Below are 16,829 nucleotides of genomic sequence, written 5' to 3'. Positions count from 1 at the left end.
CTCATAGTAAAAATAAAATCCCCATGCAGCACACACAAGGATTTTGTCAACTAGCCTGATTACCACGTAATAGCTTTCAGTCGCACGCCCTGGGGATTTTCAGCATCCGACAGCTTAATAGCCACTTTACCATTTTCAACCTGATAGTTCATCTGCTCCTGAATTAACTCATTCGACTTTGCAGCCCGGTCAATGTTGCTCTTTGGTGCACAGGAATAAAAACCACGGTATTTACCGCTCGACGGTGTAATAACGAATGAATGTTTACTGGCGTCAACGATAATTCTACCCTTAAAATACGTGTAAGCTTCCGTCCGGCAATTGTAAGCCGTGGTTGAATTAATTACGTATTCTTCATAAGTGCCATCTTCGTGAATATCGAAGACCAGCGCTTGTTCATAAGCATTACCTGCATACGTTCCGGTATAGTCCCAGAAATTCGTTGGTGAGAATAAACCATATGACCATTTTCCAACCAGCTCAGCCGGTGTTTTGCCAGTTGACGGAGTAGATGGGTTAGACGGTACGTTACCAGGAGTTTCAACGGTCGGGTCGATTACTGTAGCTTCCCCTTTCTTACAGGCTACAGATAGAAGCGTCAGCGCCAGAAGCGCGACAAAATGCCTTTTCATGGATGTATATTCGGTTTTGTTTTACGATGTATTCTGATTTTTAGAATACGCTGCAAAACAAACCAAGCCTCCATCTGTATGCTAAAGCCACAGCCATCAAAAAGACAATCCGTTCCCTGAATTGATAAAAATCAAGTTTGGATTGTTAATGCATCAAGCTAGTCGCCCCTATTAATTTGGGCGACAAATTTCTTAATCAGCGAGTAGTCTATCTTCTAGTTGCATCACCATACGTAGTGAATCACTCTGCATAATTCGTATAAAACTAAGCTTGACCGAACTTAGCCTTTCATTACGTTTTCTCTATTTATGGTGCTCCCAATAAGTTGGACAGCTTTTGAGTTAAGCTGAATAAGCCTGCAAATAGACGTGTTCATATTTGAGCGTTCGCCGGAAACCCTCCACCGCATACTTTCAGCTTATCGAAACGTCGCTTTATGACAGGATTAACGGGACAACTTATACGATAATAACTCCTGTTAATCATGTAAAAGAAGGCGAATCATAATTCAAATGTAATCCCTTGAGCTAATGGCATTGTAGTGCCATAGTTAATCGTGTTAGTTTGTCGACGCATATACGCTTTCCAAGCATCGGAGCCGGATTCACGACCACCTCCCGTTTCTTTTTCTCCTCCAAAAGCACCGCCAATTTCGGCTCCTGACGTACCAATATTCACGTTAGCAATGCCGCAATCGGAGCCAGCCGTCGACAGAAACCGTTCTGCTTCCCGAAGATTTAACGTAAAGATGGCTGACGATAACCCTTGCGGCACGGCATTCTGCTGAGCAATAGCGTCGTCTAACGTACTGTATTTTAGCAAGTAAAGAATTGGCACAAAGGTTTCGCGCTGTACGATAGGCCACTGATTTTCGGCTTCAGCAATACAAGGCTTTACATAACATCCGGACTCAAAACCGATTCCATCTAACAAACCAGGTTCTACAACGAACCGTCCACCCGATTCGCGAATCTCGTTTATGGTTACTTGATAACTTTTTACAGCAGCCTGGTCGATAAGTGGGCCGACATGAAAAGATTCGTCTAACGGGCTGCCTATACGTAACTGTGCATAGGCGCTTTTCAGCCTGTTCTTTACATCGTCGTAAATGCTTTCCTGAACAATAATTCGACGTGTGGTGGTGCAACGCTGCCCGGCCGTCCCTACCGCTCCAAATACAATTGCAGGAATGGCCAGATCCAGATCAGCATGTTCCGAAACGATAATGGCGTTGTTACCTCCTAATTCGAGTAGGCTTTTACCCAGTCGCCCGGCAACGGATTCGGCTACCGCTTTGCCCATGCGTGTACTACCCGTAGCCGATACCAGCGCTACGCGTGGATCACGAGCCAGCCACTCGCCCGCATCGCGCCCACCCGTAACGAGGCAGGATACGCCTTCAGGAACGTCATTGTTACGTAACACGTCGCCGATAATCTGCTGGCAGGCTAAGGCCGTTAGCGGTGTCTTTTCGGAAGGTTTCCAGATGCACACATCGCCACATACCCAGGCAATCATGGCATTCCAGGACCAAACGGCTACCGGAAAATTGAACGCCGAGATTATACCAACTACACCTAGCGGATGCCATTGCTCCATCATGCGATGAGCTGGTCGTTCAGAATGCATGGAAAGACCATACAGTTGACGCGATTGGCCAACGGCAAAATCACAGATATCGATAATTTCCTGTACTTCGCCCAGGCCCTCCTGCAGTGATTTCCCCATTTCGTAGCTGACCAGCGTTCCTAATTCGCGTTTATAGCGCCGGAACTGCTCACCCATTTGTCGGACAATTTCACCCCGACGCGGGGCTGGAACCAATCGCCATTGACCAAAAGCAGTCTGTGCCGTTTCAACAACCCGATCGTAATCAGCGCGGGTTGATACGTGCACTCGGGCAATAAGTTGCCCGTCAGCTGGCGAGTACGAATCAATGATTTTCTGATTGCCCGACGCTTCCGTAGGCCAAAAGTGTTGGCCTGTGCTGGTTCCGGGCTTAACGGGCTGGGTTGGTAACGGAAGAATAGACTGCATATAACCGCTTTGTGGTTTGTTGATCGTCGGCAAAACTATCTGCCTTCAGGCAAATAATACGTACCTAATGGTAAACTTTTTACGGTCAATTCAGTTAAAAAGTAGCAGTAGATTATCCTTACATATACTAAACAACGTTATGAAAATCAGGAAAACACTTGGCCTTGTCGCGGTGGGAATTGCGCTGGCAGCTTCTCATACCTGGGCACAAACAATGCCTACTGGAACCGCTACGTCAACAACATATCCGCAGGGAGCCATTGCCCCTGACTCGATGCCGATGAAAGCTTCACGCGATCAGAAACGGGAAATGAAACGAAATCGTAAAAATTCGCGCATGAACCAGGGAGCTACCACCAATACCTCCACCCAGGATGCTCGCTATAAGGAAAGTTCATCCAGCGATGGTACGTCGATCAACAACAGCAACACAACAAACTACAACAGCAATAACGTAACGAATGCACCCACTGGTGCGGGAAGCAACCCTAATACATCTACAAGTCCGAACACGTCTAAAAAACCTAACGATTGATCATACTGGTAGCCTGATATAATGCAGTGACCTTAACTATCAGTACAATAGGTTTAATTGAGAAATTGACTGGAGTGGTTAACTGGCCTGGCCTTCAGTGACCACTTCGTTCATTATACGCATTTACTTACCAATAGTAAATAACAGCCTCTTACTGTCTTTAACGCAAAGCACACATCTACGTCAGATTCATTTTTTGAATTTCTCTCTATATTTGGCTCACTTAACACCCTCTGCGTGAAACGACAGTCTTCTTTAGTTTCGGAAAGTGCACTGCTCGAAAAGCTTGTTCAGCGCGATCAGAAGGCTTTTCAGTGGCTCTACGATCAATATTCACCTGCTCTATATGGCGTGGTCTTACGTATTGTACGTGAAGAAGAGCATGCTCAGGATATTCTACAAGATGTTTTTATTAAAATCTGGAAAAATCTAGACGCTTATGACGCGAACAAAGGACGTTTATTCACGTGGATGCTGAACGTCGCTAGGAATACCGCTATTGATTCATTACGGTCGAATAAAACCCAGTTATCCAATGCAATCCGAACTGATGAGGAAAACGTACATATTGTTGATCAGCAGCATAACACGGAGCAACCTAACCCAGATCATATTGGTATTAAGGAAGTTGTCGATAAGCTAAGGCCTGAACGTAAACAGTTAATTGACCTTGTTTATTTCGGAGGCTACACACATGAAGAAGCCGCCGAAGAACTGAAGTTACCTTTAGGAACAGTAAAGACCCGCGTTAGAGCTGCCTTGCAGGAATTAAAGGAATTATTCAAACTATGAATGTAACGGAATACATAGCCTCAGGTATCTTAGAATCTTACGTTATGGGCGTGGTAAGCGACCAGGAACGGCGTGAGGTCGAATGCTTGTCGTCTGTTTATCCCGAAATTAGGCAGGAACTGGACCAGTTGTCGTCTACGCTCGAAAGTTATGCGTTGTTGCACAGTATTGAGCCCCCAGTTTCAATAAAAACCAAATTGCTGGAGCAGCTTACGTTTGACGAACCCGGGAAACAGGAAACGATTATTCGGCCGATGCCCGTCGATATTCCTTCATCACCTACGTACCGGATTACCTGGATCGTTGCAGCTTCTGTTGGGTTACTACTATTAGTCTTCTCGTTTTTTTTATTTTCTCAATTACGTACCAATCAGAAAACGCTTGCTTCAACCCGTAACGTTAATCAATCGTTACAATCTCAGTTACGCCAGCTACGTGAGAATCAGTTGCAATCCGATCAGACATTAGCACTATTACGTCAGCCTGGTCTACGAACGTTTGCATTACATGGTAATGAGAAAGCGCCACAGGGCAATATGCTCCTTTTCTGGAATACCCAAACTCATCAGGTTGCTGTACAAGTCCACTCATTACCCCCGTTACCAGCTGACAAACAATATCAACTTTGGTCAATGGTAGATGGTAAGCCAGTTGATGCTGGTGTATTTAATGCGACAAACGAGAATCAATTGGTTCAACGGTTAAACCGCTCAGTTACACGAGCGGATGCGTTTGCCGTGACTATCGAAAAGAGAGGTGGTAGCCCCACGCCTACTCTTTCTACCTTGCTGGCGATAGAGCCCGTAAAAAGTTAATTAATTCCCATCTTTTTGTTACCATTAATAGCTGTTTATCCAAAAACATGTCTATTTTTGTTGGGTATCTATTCCCGACCAGTCTATTAGTAGGCTCAAACCTGAGTAAGAACTATTCGCTTTAACACCACCAAGCTTATTAGTATAGCACTACAAGTTCCATTTCTTTAGATCATCATTCAACAGACACGGTTCCTTACGAAATTGTATCTGTATTATTTATTAAGCATATATATTGGATTAAACGTACTAAGCTTTTACAAGGAGTTTATTTTTAATATAGTAATCCACTGTATTTGCCACGAGCCCGACAAATCGCTGGTTTATCAGCGATCCTTGAAAAGGCACATATTTAGCCCTTACTGATACTAACCAATTTCTATTAATAGGCTTATAACGCATTAGAACTACTCCTCTTCTCAGCCAATGGTTACGCAGCCGCCCTTTGTATTACATCGTTGGAAATGGTTGATTGCATGCCTGGTCGTACTATTAATTTATTTACTGATAATAGTAGCCTATGCAGAGAACATTCCATACGCTGATGATTTAGCTGTTCTCTCATCTTTGTATGATATTCAACATGCCCCGAATTGGTATTTAAAACTAAGAATACTTTTCAATTTTCATAATGAGCACCGAATAGCTATTCCTCGTCTGATTGCTATAGGTATTTATTATATCCAGCATCGACACATAAATATCATGTGGTGGATTATAATTGGGAACATATCTATCTTTTTACTCCTCTATTTATATTTCAAAGCAGGTTTTATCAACCAGAGGGTAAAAAGGTTTTTACCCGTTTTATTTTTCGTATTACAACCCATGCATTGTGAGCTAATGTATTGGGGGATGGCTTCTCTCCAAAATATTGGCGTTATTGTTTTATCATCACTTTCTTTTTATTATCTGTTTCAGTCAAAAAATAATTATCTGGCCTTATTAGTAGCTGTTTTAGCTGTCTTTACAAGTGCTAATGGTCTATTCACATTTATAGTTGGTATAGCTTTACTTATTTATAGAAAGGACTGGCCTAGCAGCATAATCTGGCTAGTTATAGGGCTACTTAGTGGCTTTCTGTACTGGAACGGTTTCATAATAGGCAAGTATTCGGGAGATGGCTTTGGCGAATCACTTGAGCTAGTCAGGTTTTTAATAACATTTATCAGCCTGACAGGCGGAGTCGTTTACACGCAGTCTTTTCCTCTTTTTTCCTTTGCTCTAGGCTTTATTTTATTACTTTTCATAAGCATTTCAGTATATTATATCATTAACAGTCAATCAGTTAACTCAGATTCATCAAAGTTATTTTTTGTAGCTTGCTTAGCTTTTGTTTTATTGACAATTGCAGCCATTAGTCTCGGTAGGCATCCGAGCAATATACTTTCAGGTAGCCGGTATAAGTTATATCCTGCTTTAGTTCTGGCTTTAACGTACATTTTATTGGAAGACAGGGTCAAAGAGAATCAATATATTTTCAAATCGATCCTTTCATTCAGTATGCTTTTTTGGGTTGTCAGTTATGCACACTATACAACCCGATTCAGTACACATTCCCGACTCTTATTTGCTCATTTTTATAACTGGAAATATAGCGGCATTCTGGATGTTCCTTCGCGGTATTCTGAAAAGTATTACTCTGAACGTTGGCATAAATTCTATCAGGATGGCCAGTATATACCACCGCAAAAAATAATAGAGAAATGTCAAAAGATAGTGGCAAAAGTTAATGAACAGGCTATTTTTAAAACCTCTTACTATTTTAACAATAAAGACATAAATATTGATCCGGTAGAGTTGCCTATTCATGAGTACTACGCCGTACATAAGGCGGAGCAAAAAACCACCATTTACCCGTTGATTACAAATAATTTTTACAAGAGTATATTAACCCCTTCTAAAGTAAAATACTCTGCCTCTATTAACTCTTCATACTGGGTAAAGAGCGCTGAAGAATCATTGCTTATTATACCAATGGATTAACTGCAAAACTCCCCCTTGAGGTTTAGTTTATAAGAATTACTACGTAACGAACAAGTTTATATAATTCTCTGTTCTTAGAGTATACTGTTTGTGCACTAATGCTGTTTTGCTTTACCTCAGGTCAACCAGTAAATCCTGTTGATTGATAAAAACGTATATACGCATAAATATAGCAACGTATTAACTAGTGAACCAATGAAAAATATCCTGTTTCTCTTAATTGCTACTTGTAGTTTTTTTAGCCTTGCGTTTAAAAATCCATCGCTCTCAGTCAGGCGGATTTCGGACGACAATCCGCCCCGAAAAGTGGTGAAAACGAATGAAGAGTGGAAGAAAATCCTGACGCCTTCGCAGTATGCCGTATTACGCGAACACGGTACTGAACGGGCGTTTACCAGTCCACTGAACGATATTCATGATCATGGTACTTTTTACTGTGCCGGTTGCCATAATCCCCTGTTTTCGTCCGATACGAAGTTTGATTCCGGTACGGGATGGCCGAGTTTCTACACGCCGATTGCCAAAAATGCTGTTCGCAATATATCGGACAAATCCTATGGTATGGTGCGCACTGAAGTGGTGTGTAATGTCTGTGGAGGGCATTTGGGACACGTTTTCGATGACGGCCCAAAACCTACGGGCCTGCGTTACTGCATGAACGGAGTAGCGATGACGTTCGAGAAGAAATAAGTAGGAAGCAAAGGGGAAATGTAGGCGTTAATGCTTTTTTTCTGCTCAGATTTACTCCTCTCTTTCTCTAATCCTTTAGCCGGGTTGTTCACACGACCCGGTTTTTGTATATTAGATCGGTCGAAAATACATTATATTTGGCGCCTAACGTGGGTTAGGTCGATTTGCACCCACCCAAGTTGGTACGCCAAAGCAGAATTTTACGTTACTATTTTAATGTGGCTGAGTGAACTGGCTGTTTCGGGTGATGCCACTAATTATTATCAGGTTTTCTTCGATTAGATACGCATGAGTCAATATAGGGAGCGATTCCGCGCCGTTCGGCACGCGTTTGGTGCGTTCCGACGTCGAATTCGACAACGCCAGCTGTTAGGCAATGTCAGGCGTGGAGTTGGCCGACAGATCGCACGGGTAGCGGGCGAAGAGCGGGTCAATTCATGGACCAGTACGTACCGCAACTACCGTGACCGTTTCCGTTCAATTGTCCATCAATACGTTGACCCTGATTCCTGGTATTACCCCTATTTGAAAAATGGGCTTAAGGTGATGCTTTGGGGATTTTTACTGATGGGTCTCTACGTTTTCACCCTTAATTATAACTTCCTGTACCTGACTGGCGAAATGCCCAGTGTGGAAGAGTTGAAGAATCCCAAGCTGAACCAGTCATCGGAGATTTACTCGCAGGATGGCGTGATGATCGGGAAATTTTACGCCGAGAATCGGACCCCAATCAAGTACGAAAATATTCCGAAGCAGCTGATTAACGCCCTGATTGCCACCGAAGATGCTCGCTTTTATGACCATGGTGGCGTTGATCCCCGCGCGATTGGTCGGGCCGTCATTAGTTTAGGACGGGAAGGGGGCGGATCAACCATTACGCAACAACTAGCCAAAAACCTGTTCAAAACCCGCCGAAAAACCAGTACGGGTCTGCTGACGAGAATTCCATTCATCCGAAAGGTCATCTACAAATCGAAAGAATGGTTGATGGCCCTTAAGCTGGAACGGAATTTTACCAAACAGGAAATCATTACGTATTATTTCAATACCGTAGACTTTGGCAGCAACGCCTTCGGTTTGAAAACTGCCGCCCGCACCTTCTTCAATAAAGTCCCTGATAGTCTGAATGTTCAGGAAGGTGCTGTATTAGTCGGGTTGCAAAAAGCAACCACAAGTTATAATCCGTTACGTCATCCGAAGCGTTCACGCGAACGGCGGAACGTAGTAATCGGGCAAATGGCTAAGTATAAATTTCTGACTGAAAACCAGGCCGATTCGATCAGTGCGTTGCCGTTGGCAACAGATTTTACACCCGAAAATCCGTATTCAGGACCAGCCAGTTACCTAAAAAACGCCGTTCAGGATTACGTAAAAAAATGGGGCGAAGAGAATGGGTATGACCTGTATACCGACGGTTTACGCATCATCACCACAATCGATTCCCGGATGCAGACTTATGCGGAAGAGGCCACTAAAGATAAAATGAAGCAATTGCAGCGTACGTTCGATAACCATTGGCGTGGCCGCAACCCCTGGGCCGACGAAGATGGTGAAGAACTGCCCGGCTTCATTGACTCAGTGGCCCGCCGTACGGAGCGGTACAAAACCTTGAGCCGACGCTTCATGCCGCTTTATCCCGACTCGATAACGTACTACATGAAAAACGTGAAGTACAAAATGCGGGTCTTTAGCTGGAACAGTAAGCGCGGTTATGACTCAACGGAGATGACGCCTTACGACTCGATTGCCTATTACAAGCATTTTTTACAGTCGGGTATGGTAGCGATGGACCCCCACACAGGCTACATACGGGCGTGGGTAGGTGGCTTAGACTACGACTATTTTAAATACGATCACGTGAAGCAAGGCAAGCGGCAACCAGGCTCGACCTTCAAGCCGTTTGTTTACACAACCGCTATCGACGATACCATTAGTAATCTTAGCCCCTGCGACCGCATCCAGGATCGCCCATTCCGTAAAGAATATCGCGAAAATGGAGAAGATAAAGTGTGGGAGCCTCGCAATTCAACAGGCTATTATACCTACTCGCACATGACCCTGCGCCGGGCCATGGCTCGATCCGTAAATTCCATTACGGCTCAACTAACGGATGATGTTACTCCCGAACGCGTAGCAGAATACGCTCACCGAATGGGTATCAAAAGCCGTCTGGAAGCCGTTCCGTCCATTGGGTTGGGTTCATCAGACGTATCACTATACGAGTTGGTTAGTGCTTATTGCACATTCGTCAACGACGGTGAATCGACTGACCCTGTCATTGTACAACGGATTGAAGACCGCGACGGGAACGTAATCGAAACGTTTACCAGTCAACACAAGCGAGCCATTAGTCCTGAATCGGCTTTTCTAATGCGCTATATGCTCCAGGGCGGTTTGCAGGAATCGGGTGGTACGTCGCAGAACCTGTGGTCCTATAATCTGTTCAAAAACCGGAACGAGTTAGGAGCAAAAACCGGCACTACGTCAAACAACTCCGACGGCTGGTTTGTCTGTATATCAAACAACCTCGTTGTGGGCGCATGGGTAGGTGGCGATGACCGAAGTATTCACTTCCGGTCAACTGATCTTGGCGAAGGGGCAAAAACAGCGCTGCCGCTGGTAGGAAGCTTTCTGGAGAAAGTCTACGCTGATCCGAAATTTAAAACGCTTCAGGGGCCTTTTCCCAAGCTCGACAGCGTCAGCAAAGACTATCAGAACTGTGGCTATTCGGACGATGAAGAAACAAGCAGCGAATCTGATTCGACCGATACGGACGGCCCAGCAAGTGACTCAACCTTTATTCCGACCGCTCCTGAACCCGATCCGACTGTATTACCCGACACAACCGGTCGCTAAAAAAGATAATAACCGGCTCATAAGCCCTCATACTTAGTCAGTATAGTGCAGGATTGGGTCCACACAATACCGTTATGAAACGATTCCTGCGCATTCTTGGCTGGGCTTTATTGACTATTTTTATACTATCAATTGGTGTACTCGTGGTAGCTTGGTTCGTCGACTCCCGGCAGTCTGACCAGGAGTTAGCCGAAGAGTTTCAGGGGCAGCTCATCCATCCATCTGTACATTATTATCAGGTTAACGAACGTAGTGGCGTCCCACGGACAATTCGGTTCATGGAAACACCTGCTCTCCGTGGCGATTCGACGTTGCCCGTTGTGCTTTTCGTTCACGGGGCGCCAAGCTCGCTATCGTTCTTCAATGAGTTTTTTAAAGATTCGACACTGCTCAATCGTGCCCAACTGGTTGCTGTTGATCGACCAGGCTACGGTTACTCAGATTTTGGCCGGGTTGAAACGTCGATTATCCGGCAGGCCGAATTACTTCAGCCCCTCATTGATCGCTATCGGAAAGCGCCTTATTTAATGGTAGTCGGGTCGTCGTATGGTGGCTCGGTATCAGCGCGGTTAGCGATGAATAATCCAGGGCGTGTCAACCACGTAGTATTCGTATCCTCGGCACTTGGACCCGGTCTGGAGCGGACGTATTCGATCAGTTATCTCGCGGATAGTCCGCTGATTCATTGGGGCGTTCCACCATTGCTCCGGCTGGCAAATGATGAAAAGCTGGCCCATCGAGAGGCACTGGAAGCCATTCTTCCCGACTGGCCCAAAATCCGGTCGAACATTACCATGTTACATGGTCAGCGCGACGATCTGGTTTATCCCACTAATGTTTCCTTTGCGCAGCAACACTTGGTGAATGCGCGGGTAAAGCAGTTTTTATTGCCGGAGAATCGTCATGATATCGTGTTCAACAAACGTCAGTATATGACCGAAATTCTCCTTGACATCCTAACCCGACGCGATGTCAAAGAAACGGTTAGAGCCAAATCAATGGCGGTAAAATAAAGGGGAAGAAGGAGGAGGGGGAAGAAAGGGAGGAGAGGGACATACTCCTGCTATCTTTTCCCTTTCTTCCCCCTCCTCCTTCCTCCCCCTAAATTGTTACCTCAATCCTATTTTGTTCCGGGTCCAGCACAACGCTCTCGTAGTAGCCATCCCCTGTACGGCGAGGTCCGTCGACAATCGTGTAGCCATCAGTCCGAAGTTGGTTAGTCAATGTATCAACTGCCGTTTCGCTACCGACTGAGCAGGCAACGTGCGCGTAACCCATCCACTGTGACGGTCCATCCTTTGGAGCTTCCCGAATTCCCGGCATCTGCATAATCTCCAGTCGTGGACCACCATGCGGGAAGCTGAGAAAATACGAAGCGAATTTCTTTTGGGTATTCATGTAGCGACTATTGGCCGTAGCGCCAAAATACGTTTCGTAAAACGATCGCATCCGCTCCAGATCGTGTACCCATATAGCAACATGTTCAATAGACATACATTTTGTCGAGGTTATTTATCAACTCATATAACGGCAATACCAGCAAAATTGGCAGTTTCATTTATACTAAAAATAGCCTGTACAGCTCAAAATTGGCTATTCTAAAAAAATTTAAAATATAATTTCAACAAAGTGAGTATTGGCGGCATGTTCTTACATCCTTACTTCAAAATAGCATAGATAGTACTTGACGCATGCAGGATTACAGGAATCTCGAACCAGAAGAACTAGCCGCTGATTCTTCGTTTCAACGGTGGAAATTAGCTGGTGACCCTGTCGTAAGCGCCTTCTGGAACGAGTGGTTGCTTCAGAATCCTGATCAAAAGGAACAAGTAGAGAAAGCTCATTTTCTGTTGACTGCAATTAGTAGCCAGACTGAACAACGTATTAGCGAACAGGTACAGCTTTCAGATCGGGAAATAGAGCGCGAAATCAGCCAACTCTACAAATCGCTGGACAGACAAAAGCCAGAGCCTGTCAGATGGCTTCAGTTCACACCTGTCCGTTATGGAATGGCCGCCAGCTTGCTGATTCTACTTGGATTATTTGGCTGGTACGTACTAAAGCCGATGAACACGAAGCGCGACGTTACGTATAATGAGCTAGTCGCTCAGGTAACAAGTCCGCTTGACGAAGTGAAGAATACGACTGATAAACCACTGGTGGTAAGCCTACCGGATCAAAGCAGTATTTTGCTTTATCCGAAGAGCCGGATCAGTTATCCCAGGCAGTTTTTGGGTACCAGGCGGGAAGTGTATCTGGCAGGCGAAGCTTTTTTTAAAGTGTCAAAGAATCCGTCCCGCCCCTTTTATGTGTACGCGAATAGTCTGGTGACGAAGGTTTTGGGAACCAGCTTCATGGTGCAGACTAACGAAACCGCTAAACAGGTGAAGGTTGTCGTGAAAACGGGAAAAGTATCGGTTTATGCACAGGATCAGGCAGCATCAACGAGCAAGAAAGAAGATTACAAATTGGGAGGTACCGTATTGACACCAAATCAGCAGGTAGTTTTCTCAGAAAAAGATACACGTCTGGTAAGAAGTTTAGTCAACGAACCAGCCCTGTTGCAAAAAGAGGCTCACAGGCAGTCATTTACCTTCAAGCGAACACCCATTGCCGATGTGTTTGCCGCGCTTGAAAAAGCCTACAGCATCGACATCGTTTTTGACGAAGAAGCCATGAAGAACTGCTACCTGACCGCTTCATTAGCCGATGAGCCCCTTTTCGATAAACTAGCCCTGATCTGTCATACGATCAATGCCAGCTATGATCAACTGGATACGTACATCGTGATCGACAGTAAAGGATGTAAATAAGTATCAGACGTTGTGAGAATTAGATTGAACCAAACCTAAGCTAATCTAAAATCGCCTATGACCGATCCGTTAACAGGAGAAGTATAAAAAGCAAAGTCGAAGATGCGCCAACACCTTCGACTCGAAAACAGCCCCTCGCATAAGCTCATTACGACATCCGCACTGCGGACCCAGGACTTTATTGTGCCGAATTTAAAATCCGACAAAAGCCAAAACTATGTCAAAAAGACTACTTTGTCAAAAGACAATACAGAAAATCATGCGCATTGGCCTCTACCAAGCCTTTCTTTCTGTCGCCCTCGCCACCTTCGCCCACGCCCACGATGTAAGCGGTCAGAAGGTGCTCGAACAAAAAGTGACGTTTCAATTACATAACGCCGACGTTGAGCGGGTTCTGGACAAACTGGAAGCCGTTACGAAAACCAAGTTCATGTATAACCCGCAGATTTTCGGGGTTGAACACAGAAGCAACTACAAATTTCAGAACGAAACGCTCTCCGACGTACTGAATCGGGTTTTATCACCCTACCAGGTATCGTATGAGGTTTTTCAGGAACGTATCATCCTGAAGCGCCAGGAAGTGTTTTCTACCCCGACTGAGTTGAAACCTACAACCATGCGGGAAGCGCCTAAGCGCAAAATAACGGGGGTAGTTCTCGACGAAAAAGGTGCTGCATTACCTGGTGTCAGCGTCGTCCTGAAAGAAACCCAGCGCGGCACTACGACCGTTGCCGACGGCACGTTCTCGCTGGATAACGTACCCGAGCAGAACGCAGTACTGGTTTTTAGCTTCGTGGGTTATCAGCGGCAGGAGGTTACGGTTGGCACACAATCGAATCTTTCGGTAAGCCTGGTCCCCGAATCCAGCACTCTCAGCGAAGTCGTCGTAACGGCCCTGGGTATTGCCCGCGAGAAGAAAGCATTGGCCTATGCCGTTTCCGAAGTGAAGGGTAGCGAATTCACACAGGCTCGCGAAAACAACGTAGCAAATGCCCTGACCGGTAAAATTGCGGGTGTGAATGCAACGGGTATGGCAACGGGTCCGGGTGGTTCCAGCCGCATTATCATCCGGGGCAACGGTTCGTTAAATGGTAACAACCAGCCGCTTTACGTCATCAACGGGATGCCGATGGATAACAGCATTCCGGGTGGTGGCACGGCTGCCGATGGAAACGGCATGAACGTCGACCGTGGCGATGGCATCGGCGGCATCAATCCTGATGATATTGAGTCCATTAGTGTTCTGAAAGGTGGACCCGCTGCGGCTCTTTATGGCGCTCGTGCTTCCAACGGGGTTATTCTGATCACCACGAAAAAAGGACGTGGTCAGAAAGGTGTCGGCATCGAAGTCAACAGCAACACAACGTTTGACAATATCGCTGTCATTCCGAACTGGCAGTATGAATTTGGACAGGGTTTGGATGGCAAAAAACCAACGACGGTGACGGAAGCTAAGAGTACTGGTCGCCTTTCGTACGGTGCCCGCATGGATGGTCAGCCCACGATTCAGGTTGACGGCCAACTGCACCCGTATTCGCCCCAGAAAGATAACCTGAAGAACTTCTACCGAACAGGCACCAATTACGTCAATTCGGTTGCGTTTACGGGTGGTAATGAGTCCGTTAATTTTCGGTTAGGCCTGAACAATACGCAGTCGAACAGCATTGTCCCGAACTCCTCCTTTGCCCGGCGGATCGCTAACTTAAACCTGAATGCGGCTCTGGGTAAAAAACTAAGCGTCGAAACGGTTTTCCAATACAACTATGAAGTAGGGACTAACCGTCCTAAAGTTGGTTATGCCGATATGAACCCACACTGGGCTACGTATCTGGTTGCCAACGTAGTGGATATTCGCAGCCTGGCTCCGGGCTATGATCCGGTGACCGGCAAAGAAATGGAATGGAACCCGGTACCAGCCGCACCAAACCCGTATTTCGTCGTCAACAAGTTCAAAAACGATGACATCAAACATCGCTTTTTGAGCCAGGGAAGCATCCGGTACGACATTCTGGACAATCTTTTCATCCAGGGCCGTGTCAGCCAGGATTACTACAGTTTCTCATCGGAGTACGTACAGCCAACCAACAACGCGTACCAACCCCTGGGTACGTACGATGCCCGCAAGGTGACGTCGTCCGAAACCAATGGCCTGCTGACGCTGAACTACAATACCAACTTTTTCAAGGACCTGAGCTTCTCCGCGCTATTAGGTGCCAACGCGCAAAGCGCTATTTACGATCAGACACAGATTGCGGGCGCTGAGTTCACTGTACCTTACTTCTACAGCTATACGAACCTGGCCACATTAGCCACCACGCCAACCTATCTGAAAAGTGCCATTAATTCGGTCTTTGGCTCGGCTGACTTCGGTTATAAAAATATAGCGTATTTGACCCTTTCGGGCCGTCAGGATTGGTTCTCGGTGCTGAATCCGAAGAGTAACAGCATCTTCTATCCCTCGGTTGGTGGATCGTTCATTCTATCGGATGCCTTCCAGTTGCCTAAAGCCATCAGCTTTGCCAAACTGCGGGCTTCCTGGGCGCAAGTGGGTGGTGCAACGGTCAATGCATACCAGATTTATCAGTATTACAACATGCAGCAGGGTGGTCACAACGGTCGGCCGGTGCAGGTTCTGTCGTCTTCACAGGTACCTAACCCAGATCTGAAACCGCTTACGTCTACAACGTCTGAGGCTGGTATCGAAGCTAAATTCCTGAACAACCGCCTGGGTATCGACCTGACGCTCTACAACCGGAAAACCACGAACGACATCGTTACGTCTAACATTGCCTTGTCGTCCGGCTATACATCTGCGTTGCTGAACGTAGGTGAACTGAGCAACAAGGGGGTTGAATTGCTGTTGACCGGTACCCCAGTAAGAAGACCCGATTTCAGCTGGGATGTGAGCTACAACATGGCTTACAACAAAAGCAAGATCGAACGGCTCGCTGAAGGCATAACCGGCATCGACATTGGTACGGGTGTTGGCGGGGGCATCGTACGGAACGTACTGAACGGACCTTACGGTACCGTTTGGGGCTATCGCAAGAAAACCGACGCTAGTGGCAACGTAGTGTTCAATACGGCCAGCGGTTACGCCGTTCGGGGCGATCTGGAAGAGATTGGACAGGGTACTCCTCCCCTCACGATGGGTATCACCAACAACTTCCGCTACAAAAACTTCTCGCTGAACGTCCTGATCGACGGCAAGTTTGGCAGCATCGTTTATTCGAATCTATACCAGTATGCGTATCGCTTTGGTCTGCCGCAGGAAACGCTGCCCGGTCGCGAAACGGGCGTAACGGTAACGGGTGTAACGCCCGAAGGAACGCCATACACGAAAACCTGGGCGAAAGAAGACGTTGATACGTATTACGATAATGACAAGAATTACACGGCGATGTTCATGTTCAACAACGACTTCATAAAGCTGCGCCAGATCATCCTGAGCTACAATTTGCCTGTCGGTAAGTTGCCGTTCCTGAAATTGCAGTCGGCGTCGATCTCGTTTGTTGCGCGTAACCTGGCCATTCTATACAAGGATAAAAAGAATCAGTATTTCGACCCTGAATCAGGCTATACCAGTACGAATGCACAGGGTCTGGAAGCCTTTGGGGTCCCCAGAACCCGCAGCCTTGGTGTGAGCTTAATGGTAAAATTCTAACCTACTAA

12 protein-coding genes are annotated in these 16,829 nt (G+C 46.1%); 9 read left to right on the top strand and 3 right to left on the bottom strand.

Going from position 1 to position 16,829, the window contains the following annotated elements:
• Positions 1–59: 59 nt before the first annotated feature.
• Complete coding sequence (locus tag IC230_RS07265; protein ID WP_191038307.1) at positions 60–632, bottom strand: hypothetical protein; 573 nt, start codon at positions 630–632, stop codon at positions 60–62.
• A gap of 502 nt (positions 633–1,134) precedes the next feature.
• Positions 1,135–2,670 (bottom strand): L-piperidine-6-carboxylate dehydrogenase, encoded by a 1,536-nt coding sequence (gene amaB / locus IC230_RS07260; protein WP_191038306.1) that lies wholly within the window; start codon positions 2,668–2,670, stop codon positions 1,135–1,137.
• 139 nt (positions 2,671–2,809) lie between these two features.
• Between amaB and IC230_RS07255 the strand changes: the two genes are divergently transcribed.
• The 7 genes from IC230_RS07255 to IC230_RS07225 all read left to right on the top strand — a co-directional run bounded on the left by IC230_RS07255 (position 2,810) and on the right by IC230_RS07225 (position 11,357).
• On the top strand, positions 2,810–3,205 hold the full coding sequence (locus tag IC230_RS07255) for a hypothetical protein (protein WP_191038305.1): 396 nt from the start codon (positions 2,810–2,812) through the stop codon (positions 3,203–3,205).
• 237 nt (positions 3,206–3,442) lie between these two features.
• Positions 3,443–3,997, top strand: coding sequence for an RNA polymerase sigma factor (locus IC230_RS07250; RefSeq protein WP_191038304.1), 555 nt, complete (start codon positions 3,443–3,445; stop codon positions 3,995–3,997).
• Positions 3,994–4,812: an anti-sigma factor gene (locus IC230_RS07245; protein ID WP_191038303.1), complete on the top strand. Its 819-nt coding sequence runs from the start codon at positions 3,994–3,996 to the stop codon at positions 4,810–4,812. The genes IC230_RS07250 and IC230_RS07245 overlap by 4 nt, the downstream gene beginning before the upstream one ends.
• Before the next feature lie 426 nt (positions 4,813–5,238).
• Positions 5,239–6,798 (top strand): hypothetical protein, encoded by a 1,560-nt coding sequence (locus tag IC230_RS07240; protein ID WP_191038302.1) that lies wholly within the window; start codon positions 5,239–5,241, stop codon positions 6,796–6,798.
• A 195-nt stretch (positions 6,799–6,993) separates the two neighbouring features.
• Positions 6,994–7,488 carry a peptide-methionine (R)-S-oxide reductase MsrB gene (msrB, locus tag IC230_RS07235; RefSeq protein ID WP_191038301.1) on the top strand — a complete coding sequence of 165 codons (495 nt, stop codon included), beginning with the start codon at positions 6,994–6,996 and terminating at the stop codon, positions 7,486–7,488.
• Positions 7,489–7,776: 288 nt separating this feature from the next.
• Positions 7,777–10,344, top strand: coding sequence for a penicillin-binding protein 1A (locus IC230_RS07230; protein ID WP_191038300.1), 2,568 nt, complete (start codon positions 7,777–7,779; stop codon positions 10,342–10,344).
• A 74-nt stretch (positions 10,345–10,418) separates the two neighbouring features.
• Positions 10,419–11,357, top strand: a complete 939-nt coding sequence (locus IC230_RS07225; RefSeq protein WP_191038299.1) for an alpha/beta fold hydrolase — start codon at positions 10,419–10,421, stop codon at positions 11,355–11,357.
• 88 nt (positions 11,358–11,445) lie between these two features.
• Here the strand turns inward: IC230_RS07225 and IC230_RS07220 are convergent, their stop codons facing one another.
• Entirely contained in the window at positions 11,446–11,838 is a 393-nt protein-coding gene (locus IC230_RS07220) for a VOC family protein (RefSeq protein WP_191038298.1), read from the bottom strand.
• Between the two features lie 197 nt (positions 11,839–12,035).
• On the opposite strand from IC230_RS07220, the gene IC230_RS07215 reads away from it, so the two are divergent.
• Positions 12,036–13,157, top strand: coding sequence for a FecR family protein (locus IC230_RS07215; protein WP_191038297.1), 1,122 nt, complete (start codon positions 12,036–12,038; stop codon positions 13,155–13,157).
• A 217-nt stretch (positions 13,158–13,374) separates the two neighbouring features.
• Positions 13,375–16,821 carry a SusC/RagA family TonB-linked outer membrane protein gene (locus tag IC230_RS07210; RefSeq protein ID WP_191038296.1) on the top strand — a complete coding sequence of 1,149 codons (3,447 nt, stop codon included), beginning with the start codon at positions 13,375–13,377 and terminating at the stop codon, positions 16,819–16,821.
• Positions 16,822–16,829: the final 8 nt, after the last annotated feature.

The organism is Spirosoma validum (assembly GCF_014699035.1).
Taxonomy (GTDB): domain Bacteria; phylum Bacteroidota; class Bacteroidia; order Cytophagales; family Spirosomataceae; genus Spirosoma; species Spirosoma validum.
The sequence above is the reverse complement of the archived record's forward strand: the minus strand, read 5'-3'. Positions and strand labels throughout refer to the sequence as shown.

Excerpts from the sequence above, each read along its gene's own strand:
- IC230_RS07265 (WP_191038307.1), bottom strand. The coding sequence starts at position 632 with ATGAAAAGGCATTTTGTCGCGCTTCTGGCGCTGACGCTTCTATCTGTA.
- amaB (WP_191038306.1), bottom strand. The coding sequence starts at position 2,670 with ATGCAGTCTATTCTTCCGTTACCAACCCAGCCCGTTAAGCCCGGAACC.
- IC230_RS07240 (WP_191038302.1), top strand. The coding sequence starts at position 5,239 with ATGGTTACGCAGCCGCCCTTTGTATTACATCGTTGGAAATGGTTGATT.
- IC230_RS07245 (WP_191038303.1), top strand. The coding sequence starts at position 3,994 with ATGAATGTAACGGAATACATAGCCTCAGGTATCTTAGAATCTTACGTT.
- IC230_RS07230 (WP_191038300.1), top strand. The coding sequence starts at position 7,777 with ATGAGTCAATATAGGGAGCGATTCCGCGCCGTTCGGCACGCGTTTGGT.
- IC230_RS07215 (WP_191038297.1), top strand. The coding sequence starts at position 12,036 with ATGCAGGATTACAGGAATCTCGAACCAGAAGAACTAGCCGCTGATTCT.
- msrB (WP_191038301.1), top strand. The coding sequence starts at position 6,994 with ATGAAAAATATCCTGTTTCTCTTAATTGCTACTTGTAGTTTTTTTAGC.
- IC230_RS07255 (WP_191038305.1), top strand. The coding sequence starts at position 2,810 with ATGAAAATCAGGAAAACACTTGGCCTTGTCGCGGTGGGAATTGCGCTG.
- IC230_RS07220 (WP_191038298.1), bottom strand. The coding sequence starts at position 11,838 with ATGTCTATTGAACATGTTGCTATATGGGTACACGATCTGGAGCGGATG.
- IC230_RS07225 (WP_191038299.1), top strand. The coding sequence starts at position 10,419 with ATGAAACGATTCCTGCGCATTCTTGGCTGGGCTTTATTGACTATTTTT.
- IC230_RS07210 (WP_191038296.1), top strand. The coding sequence starts at position 13,375 with ATGTCAAAAAGACTACTTTGTCAAAAGACAATACAGAAAATCATGCGC.